Genomic DNA, 12,570 nt, shown 5'->3' with positions numbered 1-12,570 from the left:
GGTACCATGTGGAAGATCATTGCCGGTAAGGAGATCAGTACCGCGTTCAGGAAACGTACCGCATATCTCCTTGGGTTTGTGTTGCTGGCGCTTTTGGCCGTTGCCGCTATCGGTGGCTACCAGCGTTATCGCAGTTATTCCGAAGATGCCGGGCGTGCAGGGTCGTTGTTCCGCGAAGAGTGGACGCATCAGCAGGCCAATCCACATTCGGCGGCGCACTTTGGCACCTACCTGTTCAAGCCCGTCCATTTCCTGTCGTTGCTTGATCCCGGCATCAATTCCTACACCGGAAATACCTATCGCGTAGAAGGCCACTACCAGCATCAGGTAGACGGGGCTGCGGCGGCAGCGAGCGATATACTCTCGCGCTTCGGCGATTTGCATGTGGCGCTGGTATTTCAGTGGCTGGTGCCCCTTGCCATCGTCGTCCTTTGTTTTTCGGCCATCTGCGGCGAACGCGAGTCGCAGACGCTGAAGATGCTGTTGACACAGGGCGCGCAGCCGGCGAGCTTGTTGTGGGGGAAGATCGCGGGTAACTTCACCGTGCTCCTGCTGGTCCTATTCCCCGCGTTTATCGTCCTTGCACTGGGGGTGTCGCCCGGGCCAGATGCCGCAGGTGCGCTGGTGCGGCTGGGATTAATGCTACTGGTCTATTGCCTATACTTTTTTGTCATTACAGCCGTGGTGTGCATGGTGTCGGCGGCATGCCGATCCAGCGCATCCTCGCTGCTGATTTCCATTAGCCTGTGGATGTGCTTTTGCGTGGTATTGCCGCGGGCCTTGGCGGCGCTTGCAGACGAACGCTACCCCTTGCCGTCGCGGCATCAATTCAATACGCTGCTTGAGCAAGGCTTTATGCAGGGGTTGGATGAAGACGGCAGCCGAGACGAGCGCTACACCCACTACCTGGACTCTCTGCTGCAGCACTATGAAAAAGACAGCGTGCAGCAGCTACCCATGAATTTCGACGGGCTGGCCATGCAGCAAAGCGAGGACTACCAGAGCAAGGTCTTCGACCGGTACAATGGCCAGCTGACGGGAATACTTACCCGGCAGCTGCGGTTTCAGGAATCGGCAGCGCTGGTGGATCCGTTCATCGCCGTGCAGCAATTGTCCATGGCACTGGCCGGTACCGACCTGTACCAGCACCTGCGCTTCCACGCCCAGGCGAAGCGCTACCGTGATGAATTCATCCGTATCCTCAACATGGAAACCGCATACGGAGACGCTACGTACCTGAGCTACGAATACGAGGTAGGGCCACGGTTTTTCGAACAGATGGAAGACTTCCAGTACCGTGAACCCGGCGTGGCATGGATGCTGGCACGACACGGCACTTCGGCTATCGCATTGCTCGTGTGCTTTGTTTTGACGCTGTTGTCCATCCAGCCCGTATCACGCCTAATACGCAAGCAATGAATCGATTTCTCATCATTTTCCGGTTTGAAGGCAGGCTGTTGCTCCGGACACCTGCCATGCTCGTTTCGTTGCTGGTGTTTACGCTGATCGGTTGTTATGCACTTTTCAGCGGAAGCGCCACTATCAAACGGCAGCAGGCGGCCATCGATAGCCTCCATGCGGATTATCAGCATAAATACGAGCGTGTGCTGGCCAGGTTCCATCCGGCAGATACATCAGCGGCAGCCAAGCGCGACTCCACGTATGCAGGCATGGCCGTCATGGTGAATTACTGGCTGCCGCAGGTCGCCGCGAACACGCCCTCGGCCGTTGCCTTCATGGCCGTGGGCCAGCGCGATGTTTATCCCTATTTCGTGCAGGTACGCAGTTCGGTAGATTACCTGGATGCATCCAATGCGCAGCTCGCCAATCCGGTGAAACAATTGGCCGGGCACCTTGATTTTGCTTTCGTGATCACTTACCTGCTCCCCTTGCTGTGTATCGGCATGTGCTACAACGCCCTGGCCCAGGAAAAGACCGCAGGCACCCACTCCTTGCTCCGGTTGTATGGCTTGGGCGATGCGCAGCTCGCCAGGTTCAAGCTTTTGGCACGGTATAGCTTTGCCGCCGCGATGCTGGTGATCCTGCATCTCTTGGCCTTGTCCATGGCCGGGCTCGGGGCCATCGTCGCAGTGGGCTCATTTTTGGGCCTATCGCTGTTGTACCTGTTGTTTTGGATGGCCGCCTTTTATGCCATCGTATGTTTGGCCAACGAAGCCATGGCCACGGCATTGGCCATGCTCGCTGCGTGGGTCGCCTTCGTCGTGGTGATGCCGGCATTGAGCAATACCGCGCTTGACGTCCGGCACCCCGTGCCGTTGAAGGCCGATATCGCATCGTATAAGCGCCACGCCAGCGAAACCATCTGGGCTACGGATCAAGACACCCTGGTACGCCAGTTTTTGGACAACAATGTCGAATTTCGCCCGTATTACCGCCCCGAATTGGATGAGCGGCCCTGGGGAGACTGGGCCATCGCCGCCTATTACGATCTGTTGGATCGGCAGGTCACCGCCTATGCGGACACTGCACTGCAACCGTTGGAGCGCCGCACGGCAGCCAGCCAGCAGCTGGTACGGTACAATCCGGTGACCCTCGTGCAGGCGCTCTACACCGAGCTGGCAGGCACGTCCCTGCGGCAGCAGGAGTTTTTTGAGGAGCAGGCGGCCGCATTTCAGCGTACATGGCGGCGGTTTATCTATCGCTTTCAGCTTACCGGTACGTCATTGGTGCCGGATGATTTTCAAACCTTTCCCCGGTTTGAGCCAGTGCCCTATCGCCGCCACCAGCAGCTTTTTGCTTGGGGTGCCATCGCATGGGCCGCCTATATATGCCTCTTTTTGCTGCTTCCTCATGGTTGGCGGAGCCGCCGGGCAGACCGGTAGGCCAATGGGTTTAATGGGTTGGCTATTTTAACGGTTTGGCTATAACGCCATGAAAACCGTACCTTTGGCTATCCACAAAAAACCAACGCACATGACGCATACCACACACATCGCAGCGATACTTGGACGGCTGGCCATAGCGCCCATCAATCCCGCCTGGAGCACGGGGAGCATTCACGGCACTTCCGAAGGCGGAGCCCTTTTAGAAAGTTTCTCCCCCGTAGATGGTGAGCGCATTGCCACCGTGGGTGAGGCCTCGGCGCACGACTACCATGCCGTGGTGGCCCGGGCTGTAGAATCCTTCGGCATCTGGCGGGCCCTTCCCGCGCCACAGCGCGGCGAGGTCGTGCGGCAGTTCGGCGAGGAGCTGCGGCGGCATAAGCAAGATCTCGGCACGCTGGTTTCCTACGAGATGGGCAAGAGCCTGCAGGAAGGGCTGGGCGAAGTGCAGGAGATGATTGATATCTGCGATTTTGCCACAGGCCTGAGCCGTCAGCTCTACGGGCTTACGATGCCCTCCGAGCGGCCCGGCCATCGCATGTATGAGCAGTGGCATCCGCTGGGTGTGGTGGGCATCATTTCGGCATTCAACTTCCCTGTGGCGGTTTGGAGCTGGAATGCTGCCATTGCCTGGGTATGCGGCAATGTCTGCGTATGGAAGCCTTCAGAAAAAACGCCGCTCACGGCTACGGCCTGCCAAAGCATCATTGCCGGAGTATTGGCCCGCAATGGCCTACCCGAAGGCATTTCCTGCCTGGTGCAGGGAGGCCGCCCGCTGGGCGAGCTGCTGGCACGCGATCCACGCATTGCCCTCTTGTCCGCCACGGGCTCTACCCGCATGGGCAAGTCCGTCGCCGAAGCGGTAGCCGCGCGGCTCGGCAAGAGCATCCTGGAGCTGGGCGGCAATAATGCCATCATCATCACGGAGCATGCCGACCTCGATATCGCCCTGCCCGCGGCCGTATTCGGCGCCGTGGGTACGGCTGGCCAGCGCTGCACTAGCACGCGGCGGCTCATCGTCCATGCATCCGTATACGAGGCCTTCAAGGCACGGCTGGTGCGTGCCTATGGGCAGTTGCGCATCGGCGATCCGCTGGATGAAGCCCATCATGTGGGGCCACTGATAGATCGCGCGGCCGTGGGCAATTACCTGGCCGCCATTGCCGCTTGCGAAGTGCAGGGGGGTCGTTTCCTCGTGGCGGGCGAAGTATTGTCTGGTGAAGGATACGCCTCGGGCTGCTATGTGCAGCCCTGCATTGCCGAGGTATCACCGGATATGGCCATTGTGCAGGCGGAGACCTTCGCGCCTATCCTGTACATCATGAAATACGAAACCCTCGATGAAGCCATCCGCATCCAGAACAGTGTGCCACAAGGGCTGTCTTCGGCCATTATGACGCTCAACCTCCGGGAGGCCGAGCAGTTCCTCTCGGCAGGAGGCTCAGACTGCGGCATTGCCAACGTCAATATCGGCACCTCCGGGGCTGAAATCGGCGGAGCATTCGGTGGCGAGAAGGAGACTGGCGGTGGCCGCGAATCCGGCTCCGATGCGTGGAAGGCCTACATGCGCAGGCAGACCAACACGATCAACTATTCCGACAAGCTGCCGCTGGCGCAAGGGATACGGTTTGATTTGTAGTATCGGTGATTTTTAATTAAAAACGTTCATCATCGAGAACGTTTTATTCCTTGCCTGCGCGAAATGAACAACTTGGCTGTTTTTGGCAGCTATCCCGTAAAACTGTCGGCAGCTTCCCTGCCATTTTTTCGGGATGGTCAAGCCAGTTTCACGAAATTGTTAAAAAATGCTAAAACGCAAGCCTTCGTATCAACACTGCACCGAATTTGCCGTTATAGCGATATATGAAGAAGCTACTGATGATCCTCACCTCCCACGCCGATTTGGCTATGGAGAACGGCCAGACCGGTGTATGGCTGAGCACATTTGCTGATGCATACTATGCGTTTATTCAAGCCGGGTTTGAAGTGACCGTTGCTAGTCCGCGAGGAGGCCAGTCGCCAATCGATCCGCTGAGCGAAGAAAATGCCCACATCACGGAGGGCATAAAAACCTACCGTGAAGATTTCATGGCCAAGATGGATTTTGGCAATACGTGGAGCTTGGAAGAAGTTGGCTCGCTGGCCTACGATGCGATCTACATCGCCGATGGGCATGGTGGCTTGTGGGATATGGCAGCCAACGCAAAGCTGGGCCAGCTACTATACAGCGGTCTGCTGAATAATACGCCCGTTGCGATGGTAGGCCACGGTGTAGCAGCATTGTTTTCATTGGCCAAGCTTCGTCCGGCGGTGTTGCAGGGTATGCACGTGACGGCCTTTACCGATACGGAGGAAGCCCTGCTGAAGCGGCACGCTTACCTGCCGTTTAGCCTCAAAGACCGCCTCAAGGAATTAGGCGCTCAGTTTACCCACGCCATCATCCCGTTTACGCCGCATGTCGAGACAGATGGTATCTTCATCACTGGACAAAACCCGGCCTCAGCCGTAATGACTGCGCAGGCGCTGGTGGAGCGGATGGAAGTGGAGCAGTTATATTGCGGTTGATTTTGCGCCGCAGCTCCACGTCTGTATCCGGGCGCGCACCGTAGGGAGCGGTATGGTTCCGTCGCGTATCCAAAGTGTCAAACTTATCAAGTTTCGAAGAGCAGCGCGAGCGTTACAGTCGCGTCTGATTTGTGAAATCCAATTTGTTTTTCGAACTTAGAACACTTTGTATGCGTCGTACATGACAGCCAATGCGGCAACGGGAAGAAACATATTTGCCTGAATGGCAGTCGTTTATCAGTGGTGATGACCATGCGTTAAGTACGGTATATGACGCCGTTGTGCAAAAATTGCACACATTTGGTTGTCAGATCATCGCAGATGACTCGTTGGTCAAGGACACTATTCAGGATTTGTTTGTCGACCTTTTGCGTTACCGCTCGAACCTCAATCCCCAAGTAAACGTGCTTTCCTACCTGTTCAGTTCGTTCCGTCGCAAGCTTATGCAGGCGATTAAACAACGTCAAGGCCGGGAGGAAATACGCGAACAGCTTGGCGATGAAGGCTTTGCTTTTGAATGGGATGCAGAGTCTACGTTCATCCGCAACGAAGAAGAGCGGCTGCTCTACACGAAGCTCCAGCAGGAGTTAGCTATCCTATCAGCGCATCAGCGTGAGGCGCTCTATCTGCGTTTCCGTGCGGGCCTTAGCTATGAAGAGTCCGCTACCGTACTGGGCATCTCCGTTGCATCGTGCCGCACGCTGATCTACCGCACGGTCAAGCAGTTGCGGAGCAAGCTGGATCACTCCAAAACTACGGCCTCCTCCTTCCTTTGGCTGCTCATTGGCCAACCAGCTCCCCCCTCCTCGCATCCAGGAGAAAAAAAATAAATTTTTTTGTCTATATATCGGCCTATACCTGCTCTTATCCTATTGAAGACCGATTATGATCTATGGATAAGCATGCAGAAGACTATATTGACGAGGCATCGCAAGAAGATATGCCCAATAAGCCATTGGCCAGCCGTCAATGGCGGATAGCACGCGCCATCGTCGAGTTGGTACGTACACTCAAGTATCGCCAGCTTGGTATAGAGGAGAAGAGCCAGCTTTGGCATGACATCCAGCATCAATGGCAGCGGGAAACACGTTTGCAGCGCCATCGTCGTCTACTGCGCCTCGTTGCCTGGAGTGCAGCAGCTTCCGTGGTGCTTGCCGCCGGTATGCTGTTCTATCGATACCACAAGGACACTTCCCACGCCTTATTGGCCTCCAGCGAGCGTATTCCGTTGGAAACGCTTGCCCAAGGCGGTGCCCCTGCGCTCCGCATCGGCTCAGACTCGGCCATCTCCTTGGCCAACATCTCCTCTATCCGGTTCGGCAACGGCACCCTGGAGACCATCGATGAGGCGGGAAACAAAAACCAACTAACCGCAGGGAAAACAGACGCATATAGCTCCATCAGCGTCCCTTACGGCCAGCGTACCCTGGTAGAATTGCCGGACGGCACGCAGGTAACCCTGAATTCGGGCTCGGTGCTGACGTTTCCCTCCACCTTTTCTGAAGATAAGCGGGAGGTCTCGCTCCGTGGCGAAGGATTTTTTGAAGTAACTCCCCGTCCGGACCATCCGTTTTACGTGTATACGGACGACATTCAAATCAAAGTGCTGGGCACATCATTCAATGTGAGCGCCTATCCGGACGAAAACGAATTAGGAACCTACCTGGTTGAAGGGCAGATCGAGCTGGCTCCGCTGGCTCATAACCGCTTCGAAAAACGCATACTCAAAAAAGGCAATTTCGCCACGTTCAACAAACGTCAAGGTCGCCTGGCCCTTGCGAATCAGGATGTCGAAAATCACATCGCCTGGACACAAAAGCGCCTGGTTTTGCAGAGTGTGCCGCTGGCTAACATCCTGCGCAAGCTCGAGCGCTGCTATAACGTCGAAATCGAATTGGCCGCAGCGAAGAACAAAGACGACCAATTTTCGGGCGTTTTAGATTTACAACGCCCCATACAAGCCGTATTGCGTGACATCATGAGTGATGAAACACCCAAAATCAAACAAAAAGGAAGGAGGATCATCATCGAATAACAGTAACCATTTATAACCAAAAAAATGCGGGCAAGTGTTCCAGCACTTACCCGCCGCGATTATTTAACGCTATCAATAATTAAATAACCTATATACAATGATACGAAAAAAAATATGGGATTGGAGGATAATGGGCCTCCCGGGAGCGAAGATTAAAGTAATATGCGACATGACTAGGACAGGGGCCATTCTTTTTTTCGCCGGACTCGTTTCGGCACATGCAACCACCTATTCTCAAACGGTTTCCGTGTCGCTCGACAACAGGCCCTTAGCAGAATTATTCCACGATCTTCAAAAACAAACGGATTATGTGTTTTTTTACAATGACGGATTAGTTAAAGGCAAAACGATTAGCATCAGTGCCCAAGGCGCCGAGTTTCGGCAACTCCTCCGGCAGGTACTGCGTGAGCAACAGCTGGATTTCAATGTTTCCGGCAGGCAAGTGACGATCAAGGCCATGGGCGCCAGGCAACAACGCACGGTTGAGGGCGTGGTTCGGGACAACAAGGGGGTGCCCCTGGCAGGTGTGACGGTATTGGTCAAAGGGACCAACATCGGAGCGCAGACGGATGACGAGGGGCGCTACCGTATCCAGGTGACGGGCAGCGTCACCTTAATCTACAGCGCCGTAGGTTTTGCAGATACGGAAATCAATGTGGCAGAACGCACCAAGGTCGATGTCGTCCTGAAGGAAGAAAGTCAGCAGATTGACGAAGTGGTTGTTACCGGCTACAGCACCATCGAACGCCGGCACGTCGCTTCATCCGTGGTTGAACTGAACATGGAGCGCGCCACCAACAGGCCAATATTCAAATTGCAGGAAGCCTTTAGCGGCACCCTGCCGGGAGTGACCCTGATGCAGGGCAGCAACATGCCCGGACGGGTTCCCGGTTCGATATCGATCCGTGGCATCAGCACGTTGCAGGGCGCCGATCCGTTAGTGATTGTAGACGGTATGGAGCAAAGCCTTACCGATCTGGATCCCAATCAGATTAAGAGTATCAGTGTGCTCAAAGACGCGGCTTCGGCCTCCTTATACGGATCAAGGGGAGCCAATGGGGTTATCATTATCGAGACCAAGCGTGGCGCTACCGGCCAATTCAAGGTAGACCTCCATGCGTGGTCTGCCTTCAATGAGCCCATAGACCTGCCGGATCTGGTCAATTCGGCCGATTACATGCGGCTAAACAATGAGGCCCGCATTAGCCAGCAACAGGATCCGCTATTTACCAGTGAGCAAATTGCCCTGGCAGACCAAGGCCAGTTTACGCAAACCGATTGGATAGACCGCATTATGCAGCGCCGGGCGCAAGCCCACAACACCACAGCCAGCATTTCTGGCGGCGGCGGCGTTGGCACGTTCAACCTGATGCTCGGTTATATCAATGAGCTCGGCCTCAACGCAGCCGAAGGAACGGAAAAATTCAGTGCACGGTTCAACACCAACATCAACGTTGCCGACAAATTCGTGCTGCTGGCAGACTTCTATGCGCACCGGCTGCAGGTAGACCGGTTGCAGCTCGGTGGCAACATCAATGATGATCCCAACGATTTCTGGCTTTACCAGGATGCCTGGAAGATGAATCCTACGCAGGATGTCTTTTACGGGGCGGAGAGGCCATACCATTACGTCTTGTACAACAATTTAAACCCGCTGGCCTCCATCAGCCACGGCGGCCGGCGCAACAACATGTATGATGTGAGTACCATCAACCTCCGGCCGCGGTACTTCATCCAGCCCAACCTCTCCATCGAAGGGAACGTATCCTACACCATCGACAAATCGGCGAGCAAGCTCAAGCAGCAGACCTTTATGTTCTATGATGGCGACGGCAAGCCCGCAATGACGTGGAACAACGCAGTGGGTGCCAAACAGGGCGTCAGCGTCAGCCAGTTCACGGCAAGGGCCAACCTCAACTACGAGCAGGACTTGCGCAACAAGAAGGACAAGCTCTACCTCATCGCCGGTTCGGAAATCATGAGCTACAACTATACCGACTACCGGGAAGTGAGCAAAGCCTCGTTTTTTGCAAAGGCCAACTACGCGTGGGACAACCGGTACCTCCTTGAAATCACCGCGCGTGCCGATGGCAGCAGCAAATTTGCTCCCGGACACCGTTGGGGCGCTTTCCCTTCTGCTGCAATCGCATGGAACGCCCATAGCGAACGCTTCTTTAGCTCGCTCCGGGAGTCGGGTGCCATCACCAATCTGAAGTTCCGCTTTTCCTACGGACTTATCGGCAACGAAAACGTCGCACCATATCTGTGGCAGGAAGACGTGGACGACTGGGGGTGGACCGCTCGGGTACCCAATCCCGAATTCAGCTGGGAGAAACAGCGGCAGTGGAACATTGGCTTAGACCTCACGGCGCTGGACAACCGGTTGAACATCACCGCGGAGACCTACAACAAACATTCCTTTGACCTCATATACGACCGCTTTCCGGTACCACCGCTCACTGGCTCCAATGGGCTGGAATCGGCGGTCAACATCGGCGAAGTGGAAAACAAGGGCTGGGAGATCAATGCGCGCTGGTCCGATCAAGTCGACGACTTCTCCTATAGTGTAGGCGGCATGCTGTTTGACAACCGCAACAAGGTGCTCAAAGCCGGCTACAGCGCTGGTGACACACTGATTTTCAAAGACAACGAAAACAAGATCTGGTATCCTGGCATCGCGTTGGATAACTATTACGGTTACCAAAGCAACGGCTACTTCCAGACCCAGGCTGAGGTAGATGCCACCACCGCCAAACTCCCGAATACACGCGTGGGCGACATCCGGTATGTCGATCAGAATGGCGACGGGGTGATCAATGAAGCGGATCGGGTAGACCTGGGCGACCCCTTCCCGCACCTCAACTATGCGGTTACGCTGGACCTCAGCTACAAGCGCTGGGACCTGAGCGTGCTCGGGCAGGGCGTAGGCCGCCGCACGGGATGGGTACAAGGTCTGGAAGGCTACCCGGTACTGATGGACGGCAACAACAACAGCTTTGGGACCCCGCGGCAATATTACATGGACAACCGCTGGACGCCCGAAACCCCCAACAGCAGGTTTCCCCGCGTGTGGACAGGGGCCAGTGCCAATGCCGTGCTGAGTGATGTATGGCTTAGCCGGGCGGCGTTTTTCCGGATCAAAACCATCCAATTGGGCTATACCATTCCACGCGTGGTACGTGGCATCGAAAACCTGCGCATTTACCTCAATGCACAAGATGCCTTCACCTTTACAAAATGGGAGGGGCTTGAGCCCGAGCGTGATGGCGGCAACGGCTCGTATCCGCGCATGGCCATGTACAGTGTAGGCATCAAGGCCACCATATTGTAGGTTTTAAACAAGAAGACCATGAAAAAGTATCTTATTCTATTCCTTATGATAATTGCCTTGTCGAGCTGTGAATCCTTCCTCGACAAGACCGATCCAACGGCTACCACCTTCCAGGAGTTTTTCGTGGATGAAGACGATTTACGCCGCGTGGTGTACAGCACCTATCTCGACGTATTTACCAACCGTGACGACCGAAGGCTCCTTTTCTACATGAAAGACGGACGCACGGACAACGCCTACGCACGGTCGGAGGGCGACCATCACCAGCGCATTGCCAACGGCACGATGAACAGCAACACCCGTGCCTTTGAGTATTATTGGACCATCCACATGAAGCATATCGGCCGGTTGAATACCTATATTGCCAATATCGACGTACCCTATGTGGAGGACGAAGCCGTCCGGCAGCGCTATAAATCCATTCTCGAAGGTCTTCGCATTTGGCACTATTTCGAAGCGGTGATGCGTTGGGAGAATATTCCCTTCGTGTTAGAACCTGCTACGATCGAAGAAGCCAAAGCCGAGCCATTGCCCAAAGCGCAAGTTTTGGACAGTTTGTTCGGCATGGCCACAGAAATCGCCTCCCGTTTGCCGGAAGGCGAGTACACGACAGACAAATACATGTTCAACCGCAATTCGTTCAAGGCCTTAATCATGCGCTATGCATTGTTCAATGAGCGGTTCGAATTGGCTGCTCAGCTTGCCAAGGAAATCATGGATAGTCAGCAGTACGAGCTTTACCACAGCTACCGCGATCTGTTCCAATACGAGGGCGACGCCCGAAATAGGGAGTTCATCATCCACATGGAGCGCGAGAGCGTGGGCAACAATAACACGACCTCGTTCAGGGATTTGGGCCCGCATTTCCGGACGGGGGGTGGCGAGTCGCAATTGGTGCCCTTGAAATCACTTATAGACACTTACTGGACGCTCCAGGGCAGGCCCATAGCCGATTGTCCGCTGCATACCAAAGAGGAGTACGAGCTCAACCCCGGCCTCAACCGTGATCCCCGTTATTCGGCGAGCATCATGGGACACGGAGATACCTTCTATGGCGAGGAAATCGACATTTACAACGCGAACAATCCCATGTACTATGAAAACCAGCGCGCCAGCAAGTCCGGCTTCTGGTTCAGGAAGTTTGTATCCGATGCCGATGCGTTCCGTAGCGGCACGCTTACCTACGGTCTCATCCGGTATGCCGAAGTGTTGCTCACTTATGCGGAAGCCAAGCTCATGCTCAATGATTTTGACGACTTGGCCAAAGACTGCATCAATCAGATCCGTCGCCGTGCAGGGCTGGATATGACCGTGGCTGACATCACGCTTCCGGCGTACAGCAGCTATACCCAGCAGCAATGGATTGATCTCCTCCGCAATGAGCGGCGTATCGAGTTTGCTGGCGAAGGGCTGCGGTACGAGGATATCTTGCGTTGGCGGATAGCAGAGGAGGTACTCAATCAGCCTGCATTGGGCCATACCCGTATCGTCAACGGGCAGAAAGTATCGTTGAAAATCGAGGATCGGTCGTTTTTGCCGTTCAACTACCTGTGGCCTTTCCACCAGACGGTGTTGCGTGTAGAACCCGATTTACGGCAGAATCCGGGGTATTAAGCATCCCTATCCCCAATAACCACGGAGCAATGGCATGCTCCGTGGTTATTGGGGATAGTCCTGTAGGTTCTATAGGTAATAGCATAGGCTGGTGCTTTTCCCTCCGGTAGTGTATCCTGCCTTCAGTCCGTGAAGCGGCAAACACCTTTTTATTCTTGGTGTTTATTAAACGTAAAACCCAT

The 12,570-nt window shown here is 55.0% G+C and carries 8 protein-coding genes; all 8 read left to right on the top strand.

What is annotated here, in order from left to right:
* Window positions 1-6 precede the first annotated feature (6 nt).
* The 8 genes from BMW65_RS13800 to BMW65_RS13765 all read left to right on the top strand — a co-directional run bounded on the left by BMW65_RS13800 (window position 7) and on the right by BMW65_RS13765 (window position 12,388).
* Window positions 7-1,419 (top strand): DUF3526 domain-containing protein, encoded by a 1,413-nt coding sequence (locus tag BMW65_RS13800; RefSeq protein ID WP_090606225.1) that lies wholly within the window; start codon window positions 7-9, stop codon window positions 1,417-1,419.
* Window positions 1,416-2,843: a DUF3526 domain-containing protein gene (locus BMW65_RS13795; protein WP_177181135.1), complete on the top strand. Its 1,428-nt coding sequence runs from the start codon at window positions 1,416-1,418 to the stop codon at window positions 2,841-2,843. Before BMW65_RS13800 ends, BMW65_RS13795 begins: the two co-directional genes overlap by 4 nt.
* A 91-nt stretch (window positions 2,844-2,934) precedes the next feature.
* Window positions 2,935-4,482 (top strand): L-piperidine-6-carboxylate dehydrogenase, encoded by a 1,548-nt coding sequence (gene amaB, locus BMW65_RS13790; protein ID WP_090606493.1) that lies wholly within the window; start codon window positions 2,935-2,937, stop codon window positions 4,480-4,482.
* A gap of 224 nt (window positions 4,483-4,706) precedes the next feature.
* Complete coding sequence (locus BMW65_RS13785; RefSeq protein ID WP_090606222.1) at window positions 4,707-5,408, top strand: type 1 glutamine amidotransferase domain-containing protein; 702 nt, start codon at window positions 4,707-4,709, stop codon at window positions 5,406-5,408.
* 191 nt (window positions 5,409-5,599) lie between these two features.
* Window positions 5,600-6,238 (top strand): RNA polymerase sigma factor, encoded by a 639-nt coding sequence (locus tag BMW65_RS13780; RefSeq protein ID WP_090606220.1) that lies wholly within the window; start codon window positions 5,600-5,602, stop codon window positions 6,236-6,238.
* Window positions 6,239-6,300: 62 nt separating this feature from the next.
* A complete protein-coding gene (locus tag BMW65_RS13775) occupies window positions 6,301-7,443 on the top strand; it encodes a FecR family protein (protein WP_090606219.1) in 1,143 nt (380 codons plus the stop codon).
* 169 nt (window positions 7,444-7,612) lie between these two features.
* Complete coding sequence (locus BMW65_RS13770; protein ID WP_245747640.1) at window positions 7,613-10,774, top strand: SusC/RagA family TonB-linked outer membrane protein; 3,162 nt, start codon at window positions 7,613-7,615, stop codon at window positions 10,772-10,774.
* A gap of 18 nt (window positions 10,775-10,792) precedes the next feature.
* Window positions 10,793-12,388, top strand: a complete 1,596-nt coding sequence (locus tag BMW65_RS13765) for a RagB/SusD family nutrient uptake outer membrane protein (RefSeq protein ID WP_090606216.1) — start codon at window positions 10,793-10,795, stop codon at window positions 12,386-12,388.
* Window positions 12,389-12,570 lie beyond the last annotated feature (182 nt).

Source organism: Parapedobacter koreensis, assembly GCF_900109365.1.
Classification (GTDB): domain Bacteria; phylum Bacteroidota; class Bacteroidia; order Sphingobacteriales; family Sphingobacteriaceae; genus Parapedobacter; species Parapedobacter koreensis.
The sequence above is the reverse complement of the archived record's forward strand: the minus strand, read 5'-3'. Positions and strand labels throughout refer to the sequence as shown.